This window comes from Parviterribacter kavangonensis (genome assembly GCF_056863335.1).
The window spans coordinates 850,112-876,384 of record NZ_JBXPJA010000002.1 but is presented as its reverse complement, the minus strand read 5'-3'; the positions used below and the strand labels follow the sequence as shown (position 1 = coordinate 876,384).

The 26,273-nt window shown below is 73.4% G+C and carries 24 protein-coding genes; 9 read left to right on the top strand and 15 right to left on the bottom strand.

The genetic code is table 11. The features are described 5' to 3' along the window. Window positions 1–212 precede the first annotated feature (212 nt). Window positions 213–1,412: an acyl-CoA dehydrogenase family protein gene (locus tag AC1UE4_RS19765; protein WP_482919056.1), complete on the top strand. Its 1,200-nt coding sequence runs from the start codon at window positions 213–215 to the stop codon at window positions 1,410–1,412. A gap of 101 nt (window positions 1,413–1,513) precedes the next feature. Beyond that, the gene (locus AC1UE4_RS19760) at window positions 1,514–2,074 is read left to right on the top strand and encodes a hypothetical protein (protein WP_482919026.1); all 561 of its coding nucleotides are present in this window, start codon (window positions 1,514–1,516) and stop codon (window positions 2,072–2,074) included. 68 nt (window positions 2,075–2,142) lie between these two features. On the opposite strand, the gene AC1UE4_RS19755 is transcribed toward AC1UE4_RS19760, so the two are convergent. The 3 genes from AC1UE4_RS19755 to AC1UE4_RS19745 are packed head-to-tail and all read right to left on the bottom strand — an operon-like array spanning window position 2,143 to window position 5,758. Beyond that, window positions 2,143–2,805, bottom strand: coding sequence for a GDSL-type esterase/lipase family protein (locus AC1UE4_RS19755; protein ID WP_482919025.1), 663 nt, complete (start codon window positions 2,803–2,805; stop codon window positions 2,143–2,145). Then, window positions 2,802–4,820 (bottom strand): ABC-F family ATP-binding cassette domain-containing protein, encoded by a 2,019-nt coding sequence (locus tag AC1UE4_RS19750; RefSeq protein ID WP_482919024.1) that lies wholly within the window; start codon window positions 4,818–4,820, stop codon window positions 2,802–2,804. The genes AC1UE4_RS19755 and AC1UE4_RS19750 overlap by 4 nt, the downstream gene beginning before the upstream one ends. A gap of 5 nt (window positions 4,821–4,825) precedes the next feature. Then, a complete protein-coding gene (locus AC1UE4_RS19745; RefSeq protein WP_482919023.1) occupies window positions 4,826–5,758 on the bottom strand; it encodes a DMT family transporter in 933 nt (310 codons plus the stop codon). 78 nt (window positions 5,759–5,836) lie between these two features. Between AC1UE4_RS19745 and AC1UE4_RS19740 the strand changes: the two genes are divergently transcribed. Next, the gene (locus AC1UE4_RS19740; RefSeq protein ID WP_482919022.1) at window positions 5,837–6,157 is read left to right on the top strand and encodes an ArsR/SmtB family transcription factor; all 321 of its coding nucleotides are present in this window, start codon (window positions 5,837–5,839) and stop codon (window positions 6,155–6,157) included. After that, complete coding sequence (locus AC1UE4_RS19735; protein WP_482919021.1) at window positions 6,136–7,509, top strand: alpha/beta hydrolase; 1,374 nt, start codon at window positions 6,136–6,138, stop codon at window positions 7,507–7,509. Before AC1UE4_RS19740 ends, AC1UE4_RS19735 begins: the two co-directional genes overlap by 22 nt. On the opposite strand, the gene AC1UE4_RS19730 is transcribed toward AC1UE4_RS19735, so the two are convergent. Genes AC1UE4_RS19730 through AC1UE4_RS19720 form a run of 3 tightly spaced genes read right to left on the bottom strand, consistent with a single transcriptional unit; the run spans window position 7,478 to window position 13,772 of the window. Next, window positions 7,478–10,243: a helix-turn-helix transcriptional regulator gene (locus tag AC1UE4_RS19730; protein WP_482919020.1), complete on the bottom strand. Its 2,766-nt coding sequence runs from the start codon at window positions 10,241–10,243 to the stop codon at window positions 7,478–7,480. The genes AC1UE4_RS19735 and AC1UE4_RS19730 overlap by 32 nt on opposite strands. Before the next feature lie 31 nt (window positions 10,244–10,274). Next, window positions 10,275–13,019, bottom strand: a complete 2,745-nt coding sequence (locus AC1UE4_RS19725) for an ATP-binding protein (RefSeq protein WP_482919019.1) — start codon at window positions 13,017–13,019, stop codon at window positions 10,275–10,277. Between the two features lie 36 nt (window positions 13,020–13,055). Beyond that, on the bottom strand, window positions 13,056–13,772 hold the full coding sequence (locus AC1UE4_RS19720) for an enoyl-CoA hydratase/isomerase family protein (protein ID WP_482919018.1): 717 nt from the start codon (window positions 13,770–13,772) through the stop codon (window positions 13,056–13,058). Here AC1UE4_RS19720 and AC1UE4_RS19715 point away from each other — a divergent pair. The 4 genes from AC1UE4_RS19715 to AC1UE4_RS19700 are packed head-to-tail and all read left to right on the top strand — an operon-like array spanning window position 13,766 to window position 17,424. Then, entirely contained in the window at window positions 13,766–14,026 is a 261-nt protein-coding gene (locus tag AC1UE4_RS19715) for a hypothetical protein (RefSeq protein ID WP_482919017.1), read from the top strand. The two genes, AC1UE4_RS19720 and AC1UE4_RS19715, sit on opposite strands and share 7 nt — an antisense overlap. Before the next feature lie 48 nt (window positions 14,027–14,074). Then, window positions 14,075–14,833 carry a crotonase/enoyl-CoA hydratase family protein gene (locus AC1UE4_RS19710; RefSeq protein ID WP_482919016.1) on the top strand — a complete coding sequence of 253 codons (759 nt, stop codon included), beginning with the start codon at window positions 14,075–14,077 and terminating at the stop codon, window positions 14,831–14,833. 8 nt (window positions 14,834–14,841) lie between these two features. Then, window positions 14,842–16,836 carry an SDR family oxidoreductase gene (locus tag AC1UE4_RS19705; protein WP_482919015.1) on the top strand — a complete coding sequence of 665 codons (1,995 nt, stop codon included), beginning with the start codon at window positions 14,842–14,844 and terminating at the stop codon, window positions 16,834–16,836. Between the two features lie 12 nt (window positions 16,837–16,848). After that, the gene (locus AC1UE4_RS19700; protein ID WP_482919014.1) at window positions 16,849–17,424 is read left to right on the top strand and encodes a hypothetical protein; all 576 of its coding nucleotides are present in this window, start codon (window positions 16,849–16,851) and stop codon (window positions 17,422–17,424) included. A gap of 3 nt (window positions 17,425–17,427) precedes the next feature. Here the strand turns inward: AC1UE4_RS19700 and AC1UE4_RS19695 are convergent, their stop codons facing one another. Next, on the bottom strand, window positions 17,428–17,631 hold the full coding sequence (locus AC1UE4_RS19695) for a hypothetical protein (protein WP_482919013.1): 204 nt from the start codon (window positions 17,629–17,631) through the stop codon (window positions 17,428–17,430). A 146-nt stretch (window positions 17,632–17,777) separates the two neighbouring features. Between AC1UE4_RS19695 and AC1UE4_RS19690 the strand changes: the two genes are divergently transcribed. Continuing rightward, entirely contained in the window at window positions 17,778–18,923 is a 1,146-nt protein-coding gene (locus AC1UE4_RS19690; RefSeq protein WP_482919012.1) for a Calx-beta domain-containing protein, read from the top strand. 47 nt (window positions 18,924–18,970) lie between these two features. Here AC1UE4_RS19690 and AC1UE4_RS19685 read toward each other — a convergent pair whose 3' ends face one another. The 8 genes from AC1UE4_RS19685 to AC1UE4_RS19650 form a co-directional block, all read right to left on the bottom strand. Next, entirely contained in the window at window positions 18,971–19,987 is a 1,017-nt protein-coding gene (locus tag AC1UE4_RS19685) for a hypothetical protein (RefSeq protein WP_482919011.1), read from the bottom strand. 105 nt (window positions 19,988–20,092) lie between these two features. Beyond that, the gene (locus AC1UE4_RS19680) at window positions 20,093–21,010 is read right to left on the bottom strand and encodes a hypothetical protein (protein ID WP_482919010.1); all 918 of its coding nucleotides are present in this window, start codon (window positions 21,008–21,010) and stop codon (window positions 20,093–20,095) included. A 20-nt stretch (window positions 21,011–21,030) separates the two neighbouring features. Further along, entirely contained in the window at window positions 21,031–21,600 is a 570-nt protein-coding gene (locus AC1UE4_RS19675) for a ferritin-like domain-containing protein (RefSeq protein ID WP_482919009.1), read from the bottom strand. Continuing rightward, complete coding sequence (locus AC1UE4_RS19670; RefSeq protein ID WP_482919008.1) at window positions 21,597–22,214, bottom strand: ferritin-like domain-containing protein; 618 nt, start codon at window positions 22,212–22,214, stop codon at window positions 21,597–21,599. Before AC1UE4_RS19670 ends, AC1UE4_RS19675 begins: the two co-directional genes overlap by 4 nt. Window positions 22,215–22,264: 50 nt before the next feature. Then, the gene (gene ppk1 / locus AC1UE4_RS19665) at window positions 22,265–24,364 is read right to left on the bottom strand and encodes a polyphosphate kinase 1 (protein ID WP_482919007.1); all 2,100 of its coding nucleotides are present in this window, start codon (window positions 24,362–24,364) and stop codon (window positions 22,265–22,267) included. After that, window positions 24,361–24,876, bottom strand: a complete 516-nt coding sequence (locus AC1UE4_RS19660) for a CHAD domain-containing protein (protein WP_482919006.1) — start codon at window positions 24,874–24,876, stop codon at window positions 24,361–24,363. Before AC1UE4_RS19660 ends, ppk1 begins: the two co-directional genes overlap by 4 nt. Continuing rightward, window positions 24,873–25,394: a CHAD domain-containing protein gene (locus AC1UE4_RS19655; RefSeq protein ID WP_482919005.1), complete on the bottom strand. Its 522-nt coding sequence runs from the start codon at window positions 25,392–25,394 to the stop codon at window positions 24,873–24,875. Before AC1UE4_RS19655 ends, AC1UE4_RS19660 begins: the two co-directional genes overlap by 4 nt. Further along, window positions 25,395–26,267 (bottom strand): Ppx/GppA phosphatase family protein, encoded by an 873-nt coding sequence (locus AC1UE4_RS19650; RefSeq protein WP_482919004.1) that lies wholly within the window; start codon window positions 26,265–26,267, stop codon window positions 25,395–25,397. Window positions 26,268–26,273 lie beyond the last annotated feature (6 nt).

Here is a 26,273-nt window from a genome sequence, read left to right as displayed (position 1 = left end):
CTCCCGTGCGGTGTGTCGATTGCAACGTGGATGTTCGTTGACTCGTGAGTCAAGAACGGGCCCATTCGACATCGATCGGTGTCATATTGGGTGGCATGGAGTCGAGCACCGCCGTCACGCACACCGATCCCGACGCCGTCCCGACGGACGCCACCGCGGCCGCCGAGGCGGCTGCCGCGAGCCCGGAGACCAGCGGCGAGACGCCGTTCTCCATGGACCTCAACCAGGACCAGAAGGACATCAAGGAGTGGGTCCACGGCTTCGCCGAGGGCGTCGTCCGCCCCGCCGCGTCCGAGTGGGACGAGCGCGAGGAGACGCCCTGGCCGGTCATCAAGGAGGCCGCGCAGATCGGGCTGTACGGCTTCGAGGCCGTCGCCCAGTTCTGGAGCGACCCGACCGGCCTGACGTTCCCGATCGTCAACGAGGAGCTCTTCTGGGGCGACGCCGGCATCGGGATGGCGATCATGGGCACGACGCTCGCGGTCGCGGGGATCTTCAGCTCCGGCACGCCCGAGCAGATGGGCGAGTGGGTCCCGCAGTGCTTCGGCACGCCGGACGATCCCGCCGTCGGCTCGTTCTGCGTGTCCGAGCCGAACGCCGGCTCGGACGTCTCGTCGCTGCGCACGACCGCGAAGTACGACGAGGCCAAGGACGAGTGGGTCCTCAACGGCCAGAAGGCGTGGGCGACCAACGGCGGCATCGCCGCGGTCCACGTCGTCGTCGCGTCGGTCGACCGCGAGCTCGGCTCACGCGGCCAGGCCGCCTTCGTCATCCCGCCGAACACGCCCGGCCTGACGATGGGCGCGAAGGTCAAGAAGCACGGCCTGCGCGCGTCGCACACCGCCGACGTCTACCTCGACGACGTCCGCGTCCCCGGCCGCTGCCTCCTCGGCGGCAAGGAGAAGCTGGACGAGCGCATCGCCCGCGCCCGCGAGGGCACGAGCGCCAAGCGCCAGGCCGCGATGCAGACGTTCGAGGCCTCGCGCCCGACCGTCGGCGCGCAGGCCGTCGGCATCGCGCGCGCCGCGTACGAGTACGCGCTCGACTACGCCAAGGAGCGCGAGCAGTTCGGCAAGAAGATCATCGAGAACCAGGCGATCGCGTTCGCGCTGGCCGACATGAAGATGGAGATCGACGCCGCGCGGCTGCTCGTGTGGCGCGCGTCGTGGATGGGCCGCACCGGCAAGCCGTTCCACAACGCCGAGGGCTCGATGTCGAAGCTGAAGGCCGGCGAGGTCGCGGTGTGGGCGACCGAGCGCGCGATCCAGATCCTCGGCGGCAACGGCTACACGCGGGAGTTCCCGGTGGAGCGGATGCACCGCGACTCGAAGATCTACACGATCTTCGAGGGCACGTCGGAGATCCAGCGGCTCGTCGTCGCGCGCGCGATCTCCGGCATGAAGATCGGCTAGGTGGAGCCGTAGCCGGCGCGCTCGAGATCCGGGGGCCCGGAGAGGGCCTCCTCGACGAGCCCCTCGGGCTCTCGGCGCGCGGGCTCGGCGGAGAGGGCGCGGTGGCGAGGCCCGCCGGCGAAGAGGTGCCTCCGGCGGAGCGGCCCGCCGTCCTCTGGCGCGCGCGTCTTCGCGACGACGAGGGCCGGGTGTGGCGGGCGAACGCCCTCCGCGCGGAGGACCTTTGGCGGAACTGGGGACCGGCGAAGCCGGGCCCGGAGGTCGCGGCGCTCCGCTCGCTGCGGCCGGTCGCGATCGACGTCCGAGTCGAGGCGGCCGACGGGCGGGCGGCGACGCGGACGGTGACGCGGCGGCTCCTTGCGCAGGACGTGAAGGTGCGGCGGTGGCGGGACCTGAAGGCGACGCTCTTCCTGCCGGCCGAGCCGCGCGCCACCCTCGTCACCGCCCAAGACCTCGCGGCGCCGCTGCTCGCCTCCCGCGGCGCGATCGTCCTCCTCACCGGCGACGCCTCCGATGTCGCGCTGGAGCGGCTCGCCGCGGTGCCCGGCGCCGGCGAGCCGAAGATCGTCTCCCCTCCCCTCCCGCCCGGCATCCCGTCCGTTGAAGAGGACCACGCCGCGCGACAAGCGGCGTGGGTGGAGATCGTCGCGACGATCGGCTAGCGGCGCGAGGCGCGGCCTCGAGATCGGTCTTCCGCGGCGCGCGAGGCGCGGCGTCGCGAGACGGTTCTTCAGCCGCGCGCGCGGAGGCGGCGCAGGGCGATCACCGCTCGCTCTCTCACCGCGCGCTTGCCGTAGTGCCAGGCGTACCAGCCGTCGGGCTTCGGCGGGGCGACGACGGTCTCCGACGGGAGCGGCGCGGCGAGGGCGCGGGCGGCGCGGTCGGCGATCTCGATCTGGCCGGTCGCCGTTGCGTGGACCTTGTCGGCCCAGACCCAGCCGGGGCGCGAGAAGTCACGCAGGTCGGCGACGGCGGCGCCGTGGGCGGTGGCGAGGCGCTCGATGATCGCGTTCGCCTCCTCCACCTTCGCGCCGGCCGGCGGCAGGCCGAGGCCGAGCGGGATGGTCAGCGTGAGGACGCGCGCGCACCGCTCGGTGAGGGCGACGAGGATCGAGTGGAGGTCGCGTTCGTACGCCGCCGCGTCCCAGCCGGCCGCGCGGACGTCGTTGACGCCGACGTAGATGCAGCCGACGTCGAACCGGTCGTCGCCGAGCCGCGGCAACTGCCAGCGGACGACGTCGAACGCCGTCGCGCCGTTGACGGCGTAGCGCGTGAACGGCAGGCCCATCGCCTCCGCCAGCCACTGCGCCCACGACTGCGAGCCCAATCCCGACTGCATCCCGCCGTGTCCGTAGGTGATCGAGTCGCCGAGCGCGACCAGCCCGCGCGTCACGCGCCGACCTTCGCGGCGTGCTCCTCCCACGCCGCGTACGCCGCCTCGACCGCGCGCTTCGCCGCGGTGTGCCGCGCCTCCGACTTCGCGGACTCGTACGACGTCGCCCAGCGCGCCGGATCGGACAGCTCGTCCTCGAGCGCGACCAGCGCCGCCTCGGCCTCCTCGACCGCCTTCTGAAGCCGCGCCTCCTCCTTGAGCGCGTTCTTCGACGGACCGGAGGGGCGCGGCTTGCCCTTCTCCTCCTTGATCTTGGGCGCGGGCGCGGCGGCGGAGACATCGGTCGGGGCGCGCGGAGAGGACTCAGGAAGGTTGAGGGCGCGGCCGTCGGCGGTGCGGGCGTTGGGGTCGGCGGGCGGGCGGGCGTCTTGGGGGGCGGCGCCGCCGTTGGGGTCCTCGCCGCGCGCGCGGCGGTCGTCGCGGACGCGCTGGACCTCCATCCAGCCGCCGTCGTAGGAGCGCAGCTTGCCGCCCTCGACGGCGATCGCGCGCGTCCCGACCGCCTCGAGCAGGGCGCGGTCGTGGGACACGAGGAGCACGGCGCCCTCGAAGCCGAGCAGCGCGTCCTCCAGCGCCTCGCGCGACTCGAGGTCGAGGTGGTTCGTGGGCTCGTCGAGGATGAGGACGTTCGATCCGCTCGCGACGAGGATCGCCAGCGACACGCGCCGGCGCTCGCCGCCGCTCAGACCGGCCAGCGGCTTCTCGGCCTCCTCGCCGCTGAACAGGAACCGCCCGAGCAGCGCGCGCGCCTTGTTCGGCGTCAGCTTCGTCGCCCGCTGGACCGCCTCGATCACCGACCCGGTCTCGCCCAGCTCCTCGGCGTGCTGCGACAGGTAGCCGACCTTCACGTTGTGCCCGACGGACAGCCGCCCGCCGTCCAACGGGACCTCGCCGGTCAGCGCCCGCACGAGCGTCGTCTTGCCCGTCCCGTTCGCACCGACCAGCGACACGTGCTCGCCGCGCTCCAGCCACATCGACGCGTCGTGCAGCAGCACCTTCACGGGATCGGAGCCGACCTGCAGGTGCCCGTCGATCAGCTCGAACACGACGCGCCCGGACCGCTCCGCCTTGCCGAACGACAGCGACATCTCGCGCGTGTCGCGCGGATCGCGCTCGATCCGCTCGATCTTGTCCAGCGCCTTGACCCGCGACTGCGCCTGGCGCGCCTTCGACGCCTTCGCGCGGAAGCGCTCGATGAACCGCTCCATCCGCTCGATCTCGGCCCGCTGCTTGTCGATCGCGCGCCCGAGGGCGAGCTCGCGCGCCGCCGCCTCCCTGCGCCACTGGTGCCACGTGCCGGGGAAGAACCGCGACCGGCCGGCCTCGATCTCGAGCACGGCGGTGCCGACCGACTCGAGGAACCAGCGGTCGTGGGCGACCATCACGATCGCCGCGTCGAGCTGCTTGAGCTCCGCCTCCAGCCACTCGAGCGAGTCGATGTCGAGGTGGTTCGTCGGCTCGTCGAGCAGCAGCAGGTCCGGCTGCGACGCCAGCGCGCGCCCGAGCGACGCGCGCGTGAGCTGGCCGCCGGAGAACGTCGAGAGCTGGCGGTCGAGGTCGGCCTCGCCGAAGCCGAGGTTGCGCAGGACATGCGTCGCGCGGTCGCGCCACGTGTACCCGCCGCGGTGCTCGAACTCGGCCTGCCGGCGCGCGTAGCGGTCGTAGAGCGACTGCTCGGTCGACCCGGCCGCCATCTCCTCCTCCATGCGCCGCAGGTCGTCCTCCATCGCGACGAGGTCCTTCGCCCCGCTCACGACGTAGTCGCGCAGGGTGATCGCGCGCTCGCGCGGCGGCCGCTGGTCGTGCAGCGCGACCCGCGCGCCCTTCTGGAACACGATCTCGCCGCCGTCGATCGACGTCTCCCCCGCGAGCATCCGCAGGAGGGTCGTCTTGCCCGCCCCGTTGCGCCCGGCGATCGTCAGCCGGTCACGGCGCTCGAGCTTGAGCGACACGCCGCGCAGGAGCGGCTCCCCCACCATGTCCTTGGCGAGGTCGGAGGCGATGAGGACGGCCACATCGCTCAGCGTAGGGCGGTCGTGGCGAGCCGTGCACGGACCGCGGGAGCGGCCGCCCGGCGCGCCAGCACGTTCGCCGCGACGAGGGCGGCGAGCGTCAGCCCGGCACCCGCCAGCTCGGCCGGCTGGGGCTCGGTCCCGCGCACCGCGGCGATCACGAACGCGGTCACGGGCACCAGGTTCATGAAGAGCGCCGCGTTCGACGCACCGAGGCGCCGGACGCCCTCGTTCCACGCCGTCACCGCGACGAGCGCGCCGAGCGCCGCGACGTACACGAGCTGCGGCACGATCGCGCCGAGGTCGCCGGGCGACGGCATCGTCGCGTCGTCGAGCAGGTCGAGCACGAGCGCGATCGCCACGATCACCAGCGTGCCCGCCGCGGCGGTGAGCGCCGTGAAGCGCAGCGGCGACCAGCCGGGCAGCTCGGCGGCGCCCAGCGTGTACCGCGTCCAGCAGATCACGCCGATCAGGACCATCAGCTCGCCGCCGCCCACGCCGCCGTCGAGCAGGACGGACGGGTGGCCCTTCGTGATCACGAGGCCAACGCCCAGGAACGCGGCGACCACGCACGCGAGCAGGCTTCCCGACGGCCGCGCGCCGGTCAGCGCCCACCGCATGAGGATCGTCACGGCGGGCGCGCTGGCGACGACGAGCGCCGCGTGCTCGGGCGTCGTGTGCCCGAGCGCCGCGAACGCCAGCAGGTTGAAGCCGGCGAACCCGGCGGCTCCGAGCAGCAGCACCTTGCGGCCCTGCCCGTCGAGCCGCAGCGAGCGCCGCCCTTCGACGAGGGCGAGGATCGCGAGGAACGCCGCGCTCGCGATCAGGTAGCGGACGGCGGTGAGGTGGACCGCGTCGACGCGGTCCAGTGCGGTCGCGGCGATCGGGAACATCCCGCCCCAGAGGAGCGCGGCGGTCAGAGAGGGAGCGAAGGAGGGCATCAGCGGCGAAGTTCGATCGAAGTCGAACAAGACCGTACCAGGTTGTTCGATGACTGTCGAACTAGTACCCTCCGGGGCGTGACCACCACGCTCGAGCATCCCATGGCGACGGAGCTGGATCTCACGACGATCCTCCAGGCGCTCGGCGATCCCGTGCGCATTCAGATCGTCCGCGCGCTCGCCGCCGACGGCGAGCGCGTGTGCGGCTCGTTCGAACTCGGGATCAGCAAGGCGACGCGGTCGCACCACTTCCGCGTCCTGCGCGAGGCGGGGATCACGAGCACCCGCATGGAGGGGACGCAGCGTCACGTCTCGCTGCGCCGCGAGGACCTGGAAGCGCGGTTCCCCGGTCTGCTCGAGGCCGTAGGGTGCGCCGCATGTCCCGCACCGTCGCGCTGATCGCGACCACCCTCGCGGCGCTCGCCGCCGCCGCCCCCGCCTTCGCCGCCGAGACGACCGTCGCCGTCAAGGGCGTCCCGGCCGCCGGCCCCGCGAAGTACGACAAGACGTTCGTCACGAAGATCGGCCCGTCAAGCGCGAAGACGGTGCTCGTCCTCATGCCGGGCTACTCGGGCGGCGCCGGCGACTTCACGTTCGTCGGCCGCGACATCGTCAAGCGCGTGCCGGGGGTGCAGGTGTGGGCGGTCGACCGGCGCTCGCAGGCGCTCGAGGACACCTCGATGTTCACGAAGGGCGTCACCGGCGAGGCGTCGCTGCAGCAGGTCTACGACTACTACCTCGGCTGGATCACGAACCCGCCGGGACCATCGCCCCACTTCACGCCGCCGGATCCCAAGTCGCTGAAGTTCGCCTACGACTGGGGCCTGCCGACGGCGATCGGCGACCTGCGCAAGGTGATCCTCAGCGCGAAGCGGCAGGGCAAGCGCGTGATCCTCGGCGGCCACTCGCTCGGCGCGTCGATGACCGCCATCTACGCGGCGTGGGACTTCAACGGGCGCCCCGGCTACAAGGACGTCGACGGGCTCGTGCTCATCGACGGCGGCGTGCTCGGCACGTTCGATCGGGTGTCCTCGATGGCCGACCTCGACAAGCGGCTCGACGCGATCCGCGAGCAGCCGTTCGCCGACCTCGTCGGCCTCGGACAGCCCTGGGCGCAGGGCGTGTTCGCGGCGCTCGGCGGGGTGTACGCCGTGAAGGACCCGACGGGCGTGTCGCCGTTCTGGAACTTCGAGCTGCTGCCGAAGGTCTTCCGCCCCGACTTCCCCGTGACGAACCGCGCGCTGCTCGGGTACGCGTTCGACCACTCCACGTCGCCGAAGTCCCTCGCGCTCATCCACCTTCGCGCCGGCGAGCTGGCCCCGAGCGGCGATCCGCGCGACTGGCTGGACGGCGAGGTCTCCCCCATCGCCCGCGTCGCCGAGTTCTGGGCGGCGAGCCCCGTCAACGGCGTCGAGTGGTACTTCCCGCAGCGGCTGTCGATCGACGTCGACGCGGCGAACGAGCTCAAGCGCACCGCGGTCGCGCGCAAGCTCAAGCTGCGCACGACGCACCTGGCGCAGGTGAACGTGCCGCTCTACGCGTTCGAGACCGACCTGACGAACGGCCGCGTGATCCGCGGCGCCAAGCGCTTCATCGCGAAGTCGAAGGTGCCCGCGAAGCGGTCCGTGCTCGTCGCCCGCGGCGGCACGACGAGCCACCTCGACCCGCTGACCGCGGCGCCGGAGACGAACGACTTCCTGAAGACCGTCGCGCCGTGGCTCAAGCAGGTTCGGCGTCGAGCTGGCCGCTGAGCAGCGCGCTCAGCTCGGTCCGCGACCGCAGCTCGAGCTTCTTGTAGATCTGGCCGAGGTGGTGCTCGACCGTCTTCGAGCTGACGAACAGGCGCGCGGCCGCCTCCTTATTGGTGGCGCCGCGCGCGACGATCATCGCCACCTGCAGCTCATGCGGGCTGAGCACGTCGGCGACCGACACGGTCTCGCGCGCCGAGGCCGCGCCGCTCGCGCGCAGCTCGTTGCGCGCCCGCTCCGCCCACGGCCTCGCCCCCAGCCGCTCGAACGTCTCGAGCGCCAAGCGCAGCGGCCCGCGCGCCTGGGCGCGCTGCTTGGCCCGGCGCAGCCGCTCGCCGATCGCGAGCTCGGTGCGCGCGCGCTCGAACGGCGTCTGCGACGACGCGTGGTGCAAGAGCGCGGCGTCGAAGTGCGCCGCCGCCTCGTCGCCCTCGGCCAGGAGGCCGCGCGAGCGCTCGAGCTGCGCCTGGTGGACCGCGGGATGGCCCGGCGTGACGAGCTCCTCGAGCACGGCGAGCTCCTCGCGCGCGCGGTCGAGCTCGCCCGCCCGCACGTGCACGTCGATGAGCTCGACGGTCCAGAACAGGTCGCCCGGCGACGGCAGCCCGATCGTGCGCAGGTCCTCGCGCGCCTGCGCGTACTCGGCGACCGCGTCCTCGAAGCGGCCCTCGGCGGCGTGCACGGCGCCGAGCGCGGCGCGCGCGTACGGCCCGAAGACGAGCGACTCGGTCTCCAGCGCGATCCGCATCGACTCCGCGGCGTGCCGGCGCGCGTCGTCGAAGCGCCCGAGCCCGGCCTCGATCTCGGCGAGCATCTGCGTGGCGTAGGACAGCGCGCTCGCCTGGCCGGTCTCGAGCGACGCGCGCATCGCCTCCTCGGCGTCGGCGTAGGCGCCCGTCCAGCGGCCGCGGCGGAACCCGACCTGGGCGCGGATGCAGAGCGGGTAGGCGAGCCGCGCCAGCGCGCCCTCGGATCGCGCCGCGTCGCACAGCCGGTCGAGCACGCGCTGGCTGAAGTCGAAGCGCTCGTGCCACATCGCCGCGTGCGCGCCCGAGGCGAACCCCTCCATGACGCCCGGCGGCGGCTCCATCTCCACGAGCATCGTCTCGTGCGCGGCCAGGACCTCGGCCGACCGTCCCGGGTCGCCCGCCGCGGTCAGCGCCTGGGCGACGAGGACGTCGGCGATGCCCTCGAGCAGCTCGATGCCCTCGACGAGCCGCTTGCCGTCCTCGGCGTGGCGCATGACGTCCTCGGCCGTGCCGGTCAGGAGGTGGCCGAGCGACGCCTCGAAGAGCATCGCGGCCGCCAGCGCCGGGATCTCCTCGCGGACGAGCTCGGCCGCGCTCGCCATCGCCTCTGCGCCCACCGCGGGGCGGCCGGAGCGGATCTGGACGTGCGCGCGGATGCGCTCGAGCCCCGTGCGCAGCAGCGGGTCGTCGGCGAGCGGCAGCCCGGACTCCGCCTCCGACTCGGCCTGCTCCAGCTCGCCGGCGGCGACGTGGTCGATCGCGGCCTCGAGGATGCGGCGCGCACGCTCGCCGCGCTCGGGCGTGAGGTCGGCCGCGCGCGTGAACGCGCGGGCGGCGGCCGAGTGCCCACCGCGGCGGCGCGCGTCGTTGGCGGCGTCCTCGAGGTCGCGCGCCACGTTCTCGTCCGCCGCGCTGATGCCCGCCGCCATGTGCCACGCCCGCGACGGCGTCCCGGGATCGGCGGTGTCGGCGAGCGCGCGGTGCGCGAGCCGGCGATCCGGCGGCGCCGCCGCGTGGTAGGCGGTCGCCCGCAGCAGCGGATGGCGGAAGCGCACACGGCCCGCGTCGACCGCGAGGATCTGCGCGGCCTCGGCGGCGTCGAGCGCCTGCTCGGAGACGCCGAGCGAGGCGATCGCCGCGCGCACGTGCAGCAGGTCCTCGCCGCCGTCGGCCGCGGCGGCCACGAGGAGCGCGGTCCGCGTCTCCTCCGGCAGCCCCTCGAGCTGAGCGCGGAACGCCGCCTCGAGCGACATGCTCGCCGGCAGCACCGGCGGCAGCGCGACGCGACCGGTCAGCTGGTCGTCGGTGAGCGACCGCGGCAGCTCGACGAGCGCCAGCGGGTTGCCCGCTGCCTGGTCGACGAGTCCCGCGGCGACGTTGCCGGCGAGGCGGTCGCCGTGCGTGCGGTGCAGCAGCTCGGTCGACTCGGCCGTCCCGAGCGCGCCGACGTGCAGCCGCTCGAGGCCGGCGGTGTCGACGTCCCGTCCGGACCCGTCGCGCGCGGCGAGCAGCATCGCGATGCCCTCGGCCTGCAGCCGCCGGGCGGCGAACACGATCGCCTCGACCGACGGCGCGTCGAGCCACTGCACGTCGTCGACGAGGCACAGCAGCGGCCGCTCCTCCGCCGCCGCGCCGAGCAGCCCGAGCAGCGCCGCCGGGACGGCGAACCGCGCGGGCGTGCCGGTCGACTCCAGCGCTAGCGCCTGGCCCAGCGCCATCGACTGCGCCTCAGGCAGCCGCTCGCGCAGCTCGAGGATCGGGCTCAGCAGGTCCCACAGCCCGGCGAACGGGATCTCGGACTCCGTCTCGACGCCGCGCGCCGACAGGACGGTCATGCGCTTCGAGGCGATCTCGCGCGCGTGCATGAGCAGCGTCGTCTTGCCGATGCCGGGGTCGCCATGCAGCAGCAGCACCCCGCCGCCCCCGGCCCCGGCGTCGGCGACCAGGCGCTCGATGCGCTGCCGCTCCGCCTCCCTGCCGATGAGCACGCCGGGCACGCTACCGAGCCGTCAAGACCGCTTACGCGGCGCTCGACAGCAGGGCCGTGAGCTCCGTGCGCGACCGCAGCTGGAGCTTGCGGTAGATCGCGCCGAGGTGGTGCTCGACCGTCTTCGGGGACAGGAACAGCGCGGCGGCGGCCTCCTTGTTCGTCGCGCCGCCGGCGACCACCATCGCGACCTGCATCTCGTGCGGGGTGAGCACCTCGGCGATCGGCGCGCCCTCGCGGCGGGCCGTGACGCCGGTGCCGCGCAGCTCGTCGCGGGCGCGGTCGGCCCACGGCTTCGCGCCGAGCCGCTCGAACGTCTCGAGCGCCGCGCGCAGCTGCGGCTTGGCCTCCTCGCGCCCGACCGACCGGCGCATCCGCTCGCCGTAGGCGAGCTGCGTGCGCGCCAGCTCGAACGGGTTCGTCGCCTTCTGGTGCGCCTCGATCGCCGCCTCGAAGCGCTCGACCGCCTCGTCGTCCGGGGCGAGGATCGCGCGCGCCCGCGCCATCTGGGCCAGCGTGATCGCCGGCTGGTACGGGCCGAGCATCTCGGTGAGGCGCTCGAGCTCGAGCTCGCCGCCCTCGCGGTCGCCGGTGCGCACGAACGCCTCGACGAGGTCGGGGCTGTGGAGGTCCTGGCCCGGCAGCGTCATGCCCATCCGCATCGCGAAGTCGCGGGCGTCCTCGAAGTGCTTGAGCGCCTTCTCCCAGTCGCCGTCCGCGATCGCCGCCTGCGCGAGGCCGACCGTGATGTACGTGAGGAAGATCCGGACCTCGGACTCCTCGAGGATCCGCATCCCGCGCTCGGCGTAGCGGCGCGCGTCGTCGGTGCGCCCGTACGCGGCCTCGATGTGCGTGCGCACGGCCAGCGCGTAGGCGAGCATCGTGTCCTGGCCCGTGTCGCTCGCGGCGCGCGCGGCCTCGTCGGCATCGGCGCGGGCGCGGGCCCAGCGGCCGAGGCGGTAGTTCAGCTGCGCGCGAACGCCGAGCGGGTAGGCGAGCTGGGCGAGCGCGCCCTCCTCGCGCGAGCGGTCGATGATCGCGGCGAGGATCCGCTCCGCCCGCTGGTTGTGCTCGAGCCACATCGCGCCGTGGGCGGCGAGCACGATGAGGTCCGACGCGCCGGGCGGCGGGATGAGCGTGACGAGCGCATCCTCGCGCAGCTCGAGGATCGCCTCGGCGGCGGCGGCCTCGCCGGTGGAGAGCAGCGTCTGCGCGACGACGGCGTCGGCGAGCGTCTCGAGCACCGCCTCGCCGCGCGCGAGGTCGCGGGCGCGCTCGCCGAGGCGCACGGCGTCGACGACCGGGCCGATCGTCATGCGCGCCAGGCCCGCCTCGAGCAGCATCACCGACGCGGCGGCGGGGACGGCCTGCGCGACGACGTCGGCGGCGGCGACCATCTCCTTCAGCCCGGACTCGGGGCGCCCGGAGCGGATCCGCACCGACGCCTGGATGCGCTGCAGCAGCGCCTGCATCATCGGGTCGGCCTCGAGCGTCAGGCCCTCGGCGGTGAGCGCCTCCGCGCGGTCGAACTCGCCAGCCGCCTGGCTGTCGATCGCGGCCTCCATCAGGCGGCGCGCGCGCTCCCCCGGCCCGGGCGTCAGCTCTGCTGCGCGGGCGAAGGCGCGGGCGGCGGACGCGTGGCCGCCGCGGCGGCGGGCGTCGTTGGCGGCGGCCTCGAGGTCGCGCGCGACGTCCTCGTCGGCGGTGACGACGGCGGCGGCCAGGTGCCAGGCGCGCGCGGGCGAGCCCTCCGGCGCGCCCTCGGCCAGCGCCCGGTGCGCGGCGCGGCGGGCCGGCGCCGTGGCGAGGTGGTAGGCGGCGGCGCGCAGCAGCGGATGGCGGAAGCGCAGGCGGCCCGTCTCCATGACGACGAGCCCGGCGGCCTCGGCCGGGTCGAGCGCCTTCTCCGGCAGGTCGAGGCGGCCGAGCGCGGCGACGACGTGGTTGAGATCCTCGTCGGCGGCGGCCGCGATGACGAGCAGCGCGGTGCGCGTGTCGTCGGGCAGCTCGGCGAGGCGCAGGCGGAACGCGGCCTCGACCGACTGGCCGGCGGGCAGCACGGGGGGCAGCGCCTCACGGCCGGCGAGCTGGTCGTCGCTGAGCGCACCGGGCAGCTCGAGCAGCGCGAGCGGGTTGCCGCCCGCGGCCGCGACGAGGTCGCCCGCGACGGCGCCGCGGATGCGCCCGTTGTGCGCCTCGTGCAGCAGTTCGGCGGCGTCGCCGTCGCTCAAGGGCTCGGGCCATACCTCGTCGAGGCCCGTGGCGTCGATCTCGCGGCCGGAGCCCTCGCGGACGGTCAGCAGCATCGCGACGCCCTCGTCGCGCAGGCGCCGCGCGACGAAGACGATCGCCTCGAGCGACGGTGCGTCGACCCACTGCGCGTCGTCGATGAGGCAGAGCACCGGCGCGTCCTCGGCGGCGGTGCCGAGCAGGCCGAGCAGCGCGGCCGGGACGGCGAACCGCGCCGGCGTCCCGCCCTCCTCCAGCGCGAGCGCCTGGCCGAGCGCCAGCGACTGCGCGGGCGGCAGCCGGTCGCGCTTGGCGAGCACCGGGCCGGTGAGGTCGGCGAGGCCGAAGTACGGCAGCTCGGACTCGGCCTCGAGGCCGCGGACGGTCAGGACCGTGAAGTCCGAGGCGAGCGAGCGGGCGTGCTCGAGCAGCGCCGTCTTGCCGATCCCGGGCTCGCCGCGGATGAGCACGGCGCAGCTGCGCCCGGCGCGGGCGTCGGCGATGAGCCGCTCAATGCGGTCGATCTCACGGGCGCGCCCGACGAGCATCCGCCGCGGAGTCTATGGCTTCGGTCCGACCCGGAGTCAGGACCGCCGGGGCAGCCCCGAGCCGTGCTGCTGGAAGTCGACGAGCAGCTCGTTCTCGTACTCCACGCGGTCCGCCGTGTGCTCCAGCTCGCGGAACATCCGCTTGAGCCGGCGCAGTCCGTCCGGCGGGTACGCCGCGATCTCCCGGGCGAGCGCCAGCGCGACGCCCTCGGCCTCGTCCGCCGGCGCGGTGCGGTGCAACAGGCCGAGCGCCGCGGCCTCGTCCATCCCGAGGACGCGGCCGGTGAAGATGATCTCCTTCGCGCGCGCCACGCCGACGAGCGGGACGAGCCGCGCCGGGCCGACCGGCACGCCGAGCTTCGCCCCCGCCCACGCCATCTTCAGGTTGTCGCCGCCGACGCGCAGGTCGCAGCCCGCGGCGAGCTCGGCGCCCGCCCCGACGACGTTGCCGACGCACACCGCCACGGTCGGCACCGGGAACGCCTCGACGGCCGCGTACATGCGGGCGAACTGCTCCATCCGGGCGACCCCGCCGGCGTGGTCGAGGTCCTCCCCCACGTCGGCGCCCGCGGACAGCGCCTTCGTGTCCGTCGTGGAGAAGACGAGGGCGCGGATCCCCTCGTCGGCGGCGAGGCGATCGAGCTGCTCGAGCAGCGCCGCCAGCAGCGCGGAGTCCATCGCGTTGCGGCGCTCGGGACGGTCGAGGCGGAGGACCGCGACGCCGTCCTCTTGGGTATGTTGGAGGGGTGGCACGCACGGCGATCCTGACACTCGCGATCCTGCTCATGACGGCAGCCCCCTCCTTCGCCCACGACGGCGGCGAGGGCTGGTACGGCGTGACGAACGACAAGGTCGTCACGAACGCGGGCTTCATCATCATCGGCGGGATCCCGCTGCTCATCCTCCTGCTCTCGCTGGCGATGTGGAGGCTGGACAAGCGCAAGGAGCGCCGCAAGGCCGCCGCCAAGGGCCGCGCCAAGTCGCCCCAGTGGACCGGCGGCTGGTAGCCGCCCCGCTGCGCCGCTCCTGATCCAAGCCTCATCTAGGGTCGGCCGATGGTTCGCTACGAGCGCATCGGCGCCGCCTCCGTCCTGACGATCGACCGGCCCGAGCGGCGCAACGCCGTGGACGGGCCGACGGCGGAGGAGCTGAAGGCGGGCTACGACCGGTTCGTCGCCGACGACGACGCGCGGGTGCTCGTGATCACCGGCGCGGGCGGGCTCGCGTTCTGCGCGGGAGCGGATCTCAAGGCGCTCGACACGCTGGCGCCGCGGCTGCAGGACCCCGGCGGGCCGCTCGGCTTCAGCCGCGTCACCTCGCCGAAGCCGACGATCGCCGCGATCGACGGCTGGTGCCTCGCCGGCGGCCTCGAGCTGGCGTTGTGGTGCGACCTGCGCATCGCGGGCGAGACGGCGAAGCTCGGCTTCCCCGAGCGGCGCTGGGGCGTCCCGCTGATCGACGGCGGCACGCAGCGGCTGCCGCGGATCGTCGGCCAGGGCCGCGCGCTCGACCTCGTCCTCACCGGCCGGATCATCGACGTCGCCGAGGCGCTCGACTGGGGGCTCGTCACCGAGTGCGTCCCCACGCGCGAGCCGCTCGCACGGGCGCTCGAGATCGCCGAGGGCCTGGCGCAGTTCCCGCAGCAGACGATGCTCGCCGACCGCGCGGCGGCGCTCGCGTCGTTCGGCCATCCGCTCGAGGCCGGGCTCGCCATCGAGGCGGCCGCGGGCCTGCCCACGCTGCAGGCCGCGCTCGAGGGCGCGCAGCGCTTCGCCGGCGGCGAAGGGCGCGGCGGCGCTGGCAGCGGTGTATAAGGGTCGCCATGGCCTACTTCGTGACCGGCGCCACCGGGTTCATCGGGCGTCACCTCGTCGAGCAACTGCTGAAGCGCGACGGCGAGATCAACGTGCTCGTCCGTTCCGGCTCGACCGAGAAGCTCGACGAGCTCGTGGCGAAGTGGGCGGCGACGGACCCGAACGCGCGGGAGCGGATCAAGCCCGTCGTCGGCGACCTGAGCGAGCCGCGGCTCGGCGTGTCCGACGCGGACCTCGACCGCCTGAAGGGGAACGTCGACCACTTCTTCCATCTCGCCGCGATCTACGACATGACCGCGGACGACGAGCGCAACGAGAAGCTCAACGTGGACGGCACGCGCCACGCGGTCGAGCTCGCGAACCTCGTCGGGGCGGGGATCCTGCACCACACCTCGTCGATCGCCGCGGCCGGCAACTTCAAGGGCCTCTTCCGCGAGGACCACTTCGACGAGGGCCAGGAGCTGCCCTCGGCGTACCACCGCACGAAGTTCGAGTCCGAGAAGATCGCGCGCGACGAGGCCGAGGTGCCGTGGCGCGTCTACCGCCCGGCGATCGTCGTGGGCCACTCGCAGACCGGCGAGATGGACAAGATCGACGGCCCGTACTACTTCTTCAAGCTCATCCAGAAGCTGCGCGGGTGGCTGCCGCAGTGGTTCCCGCTCGCCGGGCCGGAGCTGGGCTGGACGAACATCGTCCCGGTCGACTACGTCGCCGCGGCGATGGACCACATCGCCCACCAGCCCGACCTCGACGGCCAGGCGTTCCACCTCACGAACCCGCGCCGCCAGCGCTCGGGCGAGGTCATCAACCTCTTCGCCGAGGCCGCCCACGCGCCGCAGCTGCAGCTGCGCGTCGACCGGCGGATCCTGGCGAACCTGCCGAAGGGCACGTTCTCGCTGCTCATGAAGGCGCCGCCGCTGAAGGACGTCCGCAAGACACTGCTCGCCGACTTCGGGATCCCGGAGGAGATCATCGAGCACACCGGCCTGCGGCCCGACTTCGACACGCGCGACACCGAGCGCGCGCTGAAGGGCTCGGGCATCGAGGTGCCGGAGCTCGAGAGCTACGCGTACCGCCTCTGGGATTACTGGGAGCGCAACCTCGACCCGGACCTCTTCAAGGACCGCTCGTTCGAGGGCGCCGTCAACGGCAAGCGCGTCGTCATCACCGGCGCGTCATCGGGCATCGGCAAGGCCGCCGCGCTGAAGATCGCGAAGGCGGGCGGCATCCCGCTGCTGGTCGCGCGCGGTACGGAGAAGCTCGAGGAGGTCAAGAAGGAGATCGAGGCGGCAGGCGGCACGGCGTACGTCTACAGCGCCGACCTCGGCGAGTACGAGTCGATCGACCGGCTCGTCGAGCAGATCCGCGACGAGCACCCCGTCATCGACGTCCTCGTCAACAACGCCGGGCGCTCCATCCGCCGCTCGATCGCGCTGAGCTACGACCGCTTCCACGACTTCGAGCGGACGATGCAGCTCAACTACTTCGGCGCCATCCGGCTGACGATGGGGCTGCTGCCGCACATGGTCGAGCGCAAGAGCGGCCACATCATCCAGATCAGCTCGATCGGGGCGCAGACGAACCCGCCCCGGTTCAGCGCGTACATCGCGTCGAAGGCCGCGCTCGACGCGTGGACGCGCATCGTGGGCACCGAGACCATCGGCGACAACGTCCACTTCACGACGATCCACATGCAGCTCGTGCGGACGCCGATGATCGCGCCGACGAAGATCTACGACGCGTTCCCGACGATCACGCCCGACGAGGCCGCCGACCTCATCTGCGAGGCGATCCGGGTCAAGCCGAAGACGATCAACACGCGGCTCGGCACGTTCGGCGAGGTCGCCTACGCGCTGGCGCCGAAGGCCGTCGACCAGATCCTCCACACCGCCTACAAGGTCTTCCCCGACTCGGCCGCCGCCTCCGGCAAGAAGGACGACAAGGAGAAGGCGTCCATGGAGCAGATCGCCATGGCCAACCTCATGAAGGGCGTGCACTGGTAGGCGGCACGCCCGATGCTCCGCGTCGCCCCGCTCGCCGCTGTGCTGGCCGTCGCGTGCGGCGGCGCCGGTGAGCGGGTCACGACCCGGGCGGACGACTCGCCCGTCCGGACGGTGCCGCTGCTCACCGACGGGACGGGCGACGAGGGGATCCGCGTCGCGCCCGGCGTTCCGCGCGAGGCGACGGGACCGGTCGCGCCGCGCGCCGCGCACGTCGTGCGGGCCTGGGCGGCCGACGAGCTGCGCGGGCGGACCGGCGCCGCGGCTGCCCGGTTCGCGGTGCCGGCGCGCGTCCAGAACGCGGGCGCGGTCGAGGTGCTGCGCACGCGCGGCGCGGTGCGGGCGTGGAACGCGAAGCTGCCGTGCGGCGCGGTGCTGCTCGAGCTGGGTGGGGCGCGGGGCTACGCGATCGCCGAGTTCCGGCTCATCCACCGCCGCGGCGCGGACTGCGGGTCGAGCTTCGGCAGGCACGCGCGCGTCGCGTTCCGCGTCGAGGACGGTCGCATCACCGCGTGGCACCTGCTGCCGAACGTCGCGTCCGGACCGCGGCCGGAGCCGGGCGAGACCTCGCCCGGCGGATCGCCGGCCTAGCGCCTAGACCCAGCCGGCGTCGGCGAGCAGCTCCTTGAGCCGCGCGCGCTGCGCCCGCGGCTCGCCGTTCGGCCGCTCGGCGATCCCGAGCCAGAAGAGCGTGTCGATGGGATCGAGCCCGAGCGCCCGCATCACCGCGCGCGACAGCACGACGACGGCGAGAGCGCCCAGGAGCACGAGACCGAGGCCGACGACCGCAGCGAGCATCGAACCCGGAGTTCGACCCCGAGCCGCCGGGGTCCTCCCCGGCGGTCCATCGGGGTACCGGGAGCCGGTGCTTCGGGGGGTGGCGGCGGCCAAGACCGGGGTGACACCCGACGCCATGGGCACCCCGGCGCGGAGAGCATCGCCCCATGCTCCGCTCCTCGCTGCTGCTCGCCGCCCTGGCCGCCCTCGCGCTCACCGCATCGGCCGGCGCCGCGACGCCGGTGCTCAAGGCGCCCCGGTCCGCCACGGTGACCGAAGGGAAGGCGCTGCGCATCGCCGTCTCGCTGCCGAAGCCTGCGGCCAAGCGCACGGTCGTGCGCTGGTCGCTGAACGGCGCCGCCGACTTCCTCCGCACGAAGGGCGCGCTCGTGATCGCCAAGGGCCGGCGCGGCGCGAAGCTTCGCCTCGTCACGAAGCAGGACGCGGTCCACGAGGGCACCGAGCCGTTCAGGCTGAAGCTCGGGAAGCGCACGGTGAAGATCTCGGTGGTAGACGACGATCCGGCGCCGGCCACGCCGGGCGCCGCGACGCCCGCGCCCACGCCGCTGCCGAGTGGGGACACGACGCCCGCGCCCGAGCCCGCGGCGCCCGCGGTCGCGCTGCCGACCGTGTCGGTCAAGGACCTCTCGCGCGGCGAGTCGCTCGTCGACAAGCAGCAGCCCGAGGTCGTCCTGAGCTTCCCCGCGCCGACCGACGTCGTCGTCCACTACGAGTCGGTCGACGGCACCGCGAAGGCGGGCGCCGACTTCACGAAGCTCGCCGGCGACCTCACCATCAAGGCCGGCGCGACCTCGGCCCTGCTGCCGCTGCAGGTCACGAGCGACACGATCGACGAGGACGACGGCGAGAGCTTCACCGTCGTGCTGTCCGCCCCGCAGGGCGCCACGCTCGGCGACGCGGAGGGCACCGTGACGATCCTCGACGACGACGCGAAGCCGGCGCTGACCGTCAGCGACGGCACGCCGCGACTGGAGAACGCGACCACGATGCCGTTCACGCTGACGCTCAACCGCGCGTCGATCCACACGATCACCGTGCAGGTCGCCGCGTCGGGCATCACCGCGACCGGCGGCGCGTCCTGCGCGACGCCCGGCGTCGACTTCGTCGCCTTCTCCGCCCTCACGGTGACGTTCGCGCCCGGCGAGACGTCGAAGACCGTCAACGTGATGATCTGCGAGGACGCCGTCAGCGAGGCCGACGAGACGCTGAAGCTGGTGGCGTCGAACCTCTCCTCCTTCGCGACGATGAGCGACGCGCAGGGGAACGGCACCATCCAGCAGGACGAGGACTGATGCACGGCGGCGGACCGCCCCGTCCCGGGGCGGTCCGCCGCGTCAGCTCAGTCCTTCGGACCCGGCGAGGTGCTCGTCGGGATGTCGAGGAACTGCACGCTGTAGTGGACGGCGAACGTCGTCCCGCCGGTGACGCCCGTGACCGTGCACGAGGCGGGCAGGAGGTTCGTCGACGTCGCGTCCGGCTTCGCCGTGTCGGTCCGCAGGACTCCGCCGGGGATGTTCTTGAGCGGCAGGTTCGTGACGGTCCCGGTCGGGGTCACGATCGAGGCGCCGGGCAGCGTGCCGAAGATGCCGGGCGGGTCGGTGGCTCCGACGCACGGAACGCGGTTGCCGTTGTCGGCGTTGCGCACCATCACGAAGCCGCCGGCCTGGCCGGCCGTCTCGGCGGCATCGTCGCCGTCGGCCTCGGCCGAGCGGATCGCGGCGCGGAGGTCGATCGTCAGCGTGTCGCCCGGAGTGCCGGTGCCCGCGGTCGCGACGACGACCGCGTCGTCGGCCGCAGAGATGGGGTTGCCGTCATCGGGGATGTCCGCGCTCGTGACCGGGCTGCCGGCGGCGAGCGTCGGCGCCGACGTGCCGCCGACGAAGATGCCGGCCCGGCCGTACTCGACGGCCCCGTAGGCGTCGCCGAGCTTCGTCAGGCCCGGCGCGATCTGGCCGGTCACCGCGTCGGAGAGCTGCTTGAGCCCCGGCGCGATCTGGTTCTGCACGACGTCCGCGAGCGTCTTGAGGCCAGGCGCGATCTCGTTCTGCACGGCGGCGCCGAGCTTCGTCAGGTTGTCGACGATCTGCGGCGCGGCGGCGAGGACGCCGGCGAGGCCGCCTTCGGCGGTGCCGAGCCGCTTGACGGCGGCGGCCAGGTCGGCCGCGACCTTCCCGGCGTTCTTCTGAGCGAGATTGGCGCGGCGCTTGGCCGATGCCGCGTTGTTGATCGCCTTGTTGGCCTTCTTGTTGACCGACTTGAGCGTCGGCGGGCCGGCGGCACCCGCAGTGGGCGCGGCCGCAGCGGCGACCAGGCAGGCGGCGGCCGCGACGAGCAGCAGCGTCCGGAACTTGGACAAGACCCTTCCTCCTCCGTGGGGGATGCGTGCGACGCGACGGGACCGCGTCCGCGCGACGCTATCCGCGGCCGGAGACCTCGTGCAACCCCGCGGTCAACGACGCACTCAGGAAGCTGGATCGGACGTCGTCGTCGGATCGATGCAGGAGAAGCTCACCGAGAAGGGGTCTCCCGCGTTCACCGAGATCGACGACGTGAAGTCCTGCGTCTTGTCGGCGTCGGCGCCCGACGTCTTCAGGCCGAACGGCCACCCGCTGTTCGCCGGGTCGGCGCTCGTGAGCGTCGACCGCAGCGGCGCTCGCGCGAACGGCTGCCCGCCCATCGCGAAGTCGCCGGGCGTCGTCGACATGGCGCGTCCCGCCGTGACGGCGATCGAGCAGAAGCCGGCCGGGTCGTCGAAGCCGGTCCCGTCGCTCTCGGCGCTGCGGATGCCCCACCGCAGGGCGACATGGCCGGGGGCGACCGCGAGGAACTGCTGGCTGACCATCGCCTGCTGGGCGGTGTCGGGGATGTCGGGCGTCTCGAGGAACGCGCCGCTCTGCGTGACGACTCCCCCGCCCGCCCCGGTGTTGTCGAGCAGCACCTGGGCGAAGCCGTGCTCGGTCGCGCTGACGTAGGTGTTGAGCCGCGTCACAGCCGGCACGACCTGCTTGCTCAGCGCGTCGGACAGCGCCTGGATCCCCGGCACCAGCTGCTTCTGCACGGCGTCGGCGAGCGTCTTCAACCCCGGCGCGATGTCGTTCTGGATCGTCGCGCCGAGGGCGGTCAGGACCGAGACGATCTGCGGCGTGGCGCCGACGACGGCCTCGGCGTTGGTCAGCCGCTGCAGCGCCGCGGCGAGGCCCTTCGCGTTCGCGCTCGCCGACTTCTTCGCCGCGGCCGCGTCCTTGGCCGCCTTCGCCGCCTGCTTCTTGACCGCCGCCACGTTCGGCGTCTTGGCCGCCGCGACCGCCTCCGGGGCCGTGACGCCGATCAACGCGCACGCGACCAGCGCGGCTGGAAGCACCCTCCGTAGCAGCTCCACGGGATGACGCTACAGGAGCGTCAGTCCAGCGTGAAGGGGCCGATCGCCTGCTGGACCGCGCCCTGGATGGACGCCTTGTCCAGCGGGAGCGGCGCCGGGGGCTTGTCGCGCGCCAGGCGCACGAGCGCGGACTGGCGCGCCTCCACTTGGGCGATGCTCGCGAACGCCGCGACGTAGTCGGCCGACTGGAACTGCGGGGCCGCGCCGTTCATCGCGCTCACCGCCGTGTCCTCGATCGTGTTCGCCAGCTTGAGGAACGCGGCTTCGCTGCGCAGCGCGTCGCCGAAGTCGGTCCGGACGCGGTCGCGCGGCTTGCCGCCCGCCTCCGCGACCGTCGCGCGCAGCGCGTCGACGTGCTCGACCTCCTGGTCGCGCAGCTCGGTGACGAGCCTCCGCACGTCCTCGGACAGGTCGGGGACGTCCTGCAGCGCGTCGCGGTACAGCGAGGACTGCACGTACTCCAGCGTGAGGATGTAGTTGAGGATGTCGAGGTCGGCCTTGACGACCTGCGCCGACGCCCGCTGGGGCAGCAGCAGGCCGCCGGCCGCGAGCGCGAGCAACGACGCCCGCGTGATGCGCAGCTCGCTCACGACGCGTACCGCTTGAGCCGGTCGCGGACGTCCTGCATCGACATCGGCTCGGCGAACGCGCCGTCGGGGAACGCGCCCTCCAGCCGCCCGGTGCCGAGCGAGAAGCCGCGGCCGGCCAGCCGGTTCGTCGCCGCCGCCTGCCGCCCCTCGACGGAGTGGATGGCCAGCAGGGAGGCGAGCAAGTTCTTGTCCTGGATGCGGTTGATCTGCCCGAGGTACGCGGCGGCCGAGAGGTTCTCGAGCGTCGCCCCGGTGGCCAGCACCTCGTCCGCGCCCGCGGCGAACGTGTCGCCGAACGCGGTCGTGACGGGCTCGGCGTCGGCGCCGAGCCGCCGCGCGTAGCGCTCGAGCGTGTCGACGTGCTCGCGCTCGTTGCGCGCGATGTCGGAGGCGAGCGTCTTCGCGTCCGTGTCGTCGAGGGCGCCGCGCTGGACGACCTCGCTCCAGAACGCGCTCTCGATCCGCTCCAGCCGCAGCAGGTACTTGACGATCTCGCGGTCGGCGGCCGTCCGTTCCTCGCGCTGCTCCTCCTGCTCGTCCTTTCCGCAGGCGGCAGCGACCGTGCCGGAGGCGGCAGCGGCGGACACGCCGAGGAAGGCCCTGCGCGAGAGCATCGGCACGGCATCATGCCCGCCGCCGCGGACGGGCGCGCCGCGACTCCCGGTCAGCCGCTCGTGAGCGCCTCGGCGGCGCTGCCGGCGTGGCCGATCATGAGCTCGCGCTGGACCGAGCGGGGCTCCTCCCCCGGGGTCCGCCGGCGCCACGATCCGTCGTCGCTCAGCACCCAGGCGTTCGAGTCGTCGGCCAGCGAGCGCTCGACGACGTCGAGGAGGTCGCTCTTCAGCTGGTCGTCCTCGACCGGCACGACCAGCTCGACGCGGGTGTCGAGGTTGCGCGGCATGAGGTCGGCCGAGCCGATGAGCACGCGCGTCTCGCCGTCGCGCTCGAACGTGAAGATCCGGGAGTGCTCGAGGAACCGGCCCACTACGGAGACGACCTCGATGCGGTCCGAGACGCCCTCGACGCCGGGCCGCAGGCAGCAGATGCCGCGGATGTTGAGCTGCACGTCGACGCCGGCCTGCGACGCGCGGTACAGCGCGCGGATGCAGCGCCGGTCGACGAGCGAGTTCATCTTCATCCGGATCCGCCCGGTGCCGCCGTTCTCGACCGCCGCGATCACCTGCTCGATCTCCTCGATGATCCCGTCGCGCAGGTGCGTCGGCGCGATGAGCGCCTTGTGGTAGCGCCGCGGGCGGGCGTAGCCCGTGAGGAAGTTGAACATGTCGGCGACGTCGGCCCCGAGCTGCTCGTCGCACGTGAACAGCCCGACGTCGGTGTACAGGCGCGCCGTCTTCGGGTGGTAGTTGCCCGTCCCGATGTGCATGTAGTGGCGCACGCCGTCGCCCTCGCGGCGGATGACGAGCACGCACTTCGCGTGCGTCTTCAGCGACGGATGGCCGTAGACGACGTGGGCGCCGGACTGCTCGAGCGCGCGGGCCCAGGTGATGTTCGCCTGCTCGTCGAAGCGCGCCTTCAGCTCCACGAGGCAGACCGCCTGCTTGCCGCGCTCGGTCGCGCGGATGAGGTTCGGGACGAGCGGCGTGTCGTCGCTCGTGCGGTAGATCGTGAGCTTGATCGCGAGCACGTCCGGATCGGCGACGGCCTGCTCGACGAACCGCTCGACCGACGTGGAGAACGAGTCGTACGGGTGGTGCACGAGGATGTCGCGCTCGCGCATCGCGGCCATGATGTTCACGTCGCCGTCGTCGCCCTGCAGCCGCGGCTGGGTGACCGGCGTCCACGGCGGGTCCTTGAGGTCGTTGAAGCCCTGCAGGCCGGCGAGCTGCATGAGGTCGCCGGCGTCGAGCACGCCCTCGACCTCGTAGACCTGCCGCTCCTCCACCTCGAGCGCCTCGACGATCCGCTCGCGCAGCTCATCCGGCATGCCCGGCGCGATCTCGAGCCGCACGACCTCGCCGAAGCGGCGCCGGCGCAGCTCGGTCTCGACGGCCTCGAGCAGGTCGTCCGCCTCGTCGGAGATCTCGAAGTCGGCGTCGCGCGTGACGCGGAAGAACCCGTGGCCGATGATCTCCATGCCGGGGAAGAGCGACTCGAGGTTCGACGCGATGACCTCCTCGAGCGAGACGAACGTCGTCGCGCTGTCGCCGACCTCGAGGAAGCGGTCGATCATCTCCTTCGGGACCTTCACCCGCGCGAACGTGCGCTGCGCGCTCTGAGGGTCGCGCAGCAGGACGCCGAGCGACAGGGAGAGGTTCGAGATGTAGGGGAACGGGCGGCCGAGCCCGACCGCCAGCGGCGTCAGGACGGGGAAGATCTGGCGGCGGTAGCGCTCGGCGAGCTGCTCGCGCTCGTCGGCGTCGAGCTCGTCCATCGAGACGATCCGGATGCCGTGGCGCGCGAGGGCCGGCAGGAGCTCGGCACGGATGACGCGATCCTGGCGGGCGTCGAGGTCGGTGACGCGGGCGCGGATGGCCGCGAGGACCTCGCTCGGGCGACGGCCGTCGGCCCCGCGCTCGGTCAGGCCGGCGTCGATCTGGTCGTGCACGCCGGCGACGCGGATCATGAAGAACTCGTCGAGGTTCGACGTGTAGATCGCGCAGAACTTCACGCGCTCGAGCAGCGGGATGCGGTCGTCCTCGGCGAGCTCGAGCACGCGGCAGTTGAAGTCGAGCCACGACAGCTCGCGGTTGAAGTACAGGTCGCTCGAGGCGAGGTCCGGTGCCGCGGTGGTGTCGACCGTCACGGGCGTTCTCCGATCGCGTACTCGAGGCGGGCCCGGAAGCCGCCCCGCTCCAGGTCGGTCCACAGCGCGAGGAACTCGGTGTAGAGCTTCCGGCGCCGCGCGCGCGTGCGGACCACGAAGTCGTGCAGGCCGCGCCACGCCTCGGCGTGCGGGCCGCTGCCGCCGTTCTCCTCCACGTCGGCGACGTCGGTCTCCTCGAGCTCCTCGAGCAGCGCGCGCAGCCGCGGCACGAGCACGTCGCAGTCGTGGATCTCGCCCAGCAGGTCCTGCAGCTCCTTCGCCCGCTTGGCGGCGGTCGGCGCGTACGGGCCGAAGCACGGCGCGGTGACCTCGAGGACGTACCGCAGCCGCTTGGCGGCGATGCGCATGTCGTGCAGCGGCTCCACGGCGGCGGGATCGAGGACCTCGGGGACGAACGAGCACAGCTCGTCGAGCCGCACGGCCACGATGCGCTGCGCGTTGTCGGCGAGCGCGCCGTCGCAGTCGAGCTTCTTGACCTTGCGCGCCTTCACGCCGCCTCCTCCTGCGACGGAGGAGCAGGCTCCTCGGCCGCGAGCAGGACCTCGTCGACGCCCGCCAGCGCCACCAGCTTGCCCTGGAGCCCGCTCAACGCGGCGTGCTCGAGCGCCCAGGCGAGCGTCTCGTTGCCGGCGGCCTGCTCGGCGCGCAGCCGATCGGCGAAGACCTCGAGGCCGGCGCGGTCGGGCTCGCCCATCTCCTGCTCGATCTTCTCGAGCGCCTCGAGCTGGACGTCGGGGTCGCGCCGCTCCCCCAGCGCGTCGGCGAGCGCCTTGACCTCGGCCAGCACGTCGCGGTGCTCGTCGCGCGGGAAGCAATCGGCGAAGATCTCGAGCACGGCGCGCAGGCGGCGCGTCGCGACCCGCATGTCGTGCACGCGCTCGATGTCGGACGTGTCGAGGACGCCGTCGGCCTGCTCGAAGACCTCGCGCCCGCGGACGGAGACCGTCAGCCGCGCCGCCTCCGCGAAGGTCATGTCCGGCGTGAGCGGGATGTCGGCGGCCTTGGCCATCTACGCGGCTTCCTGCCCGAGCATCTCGGAAAGCAGCACGCCCTCGCGCAGGCCGCCCTTGGCGATCTGCAGCGGCGCGCCCAGCGTCCGGGCCGCGCCGGCCAGCAGCAGGATCCCCGCCGGCAGCAGGCGCACGCGCTCGGGATGCAGCTCGAAGCGGCGGGCGATCTCGCCGCGGTCGTGCTCGCACAGCACGCGGATCCCGCGCTCCAGCGTCTCGTGGTCGAGGACGCCGCCGATCAGGCGGCGCAGCGACGTCGCGCTGCCGCCGACGGCGTAGGCGACGCGCGGCTTGGGCGTCTTGAGCCCCTCGAAGACGCCCTCGACGTGCAGGCGGACGCGGTCGAGCTCGGCCGGCGTCGGCGGGTCGGACTCGAGGTAGGCGTCGGCGAGGAAGCCGGATCCGACGCGGAACGACTCGGCCCACGAGACGCCGCCGCCCATCGTGCCGCAGACGAGCTCGGTCGAGCCGCCGCCGACGTCGACGACGCCGACCTCCCCCACCGGCGCGTGCGACAGCGACCGGGTGGCGCCGAGGAACGCGTAGTGCGCCTCGTCGCCGCCGCTGAGGACGTCGATCTCGATGCCGGCGGCGCGCGTCACGGCCGCCAGGAGCTCGTCGCGGTTGGCCGCCTGGCGGATGGCGTGGGTGCCGACCGCGCGGATGCGCTTGACCCCGATCTCGCGCGCGATCTTCACCTGCGTGGCCACCGTCTCGGCGACCTCGTCGACCTTCTCGGCCGGGATCTCGCCCTTCGCGCCGAGGCGCGTGAACGCTCGCTGCTGCATGACCTCACGCAGGCCGCCCTCGGTGCATTCGGCGACGAGCAGGCGCGTGGTGTTCGAGCCGATGTCGATGCACGCGCAGAGCACCCCCGT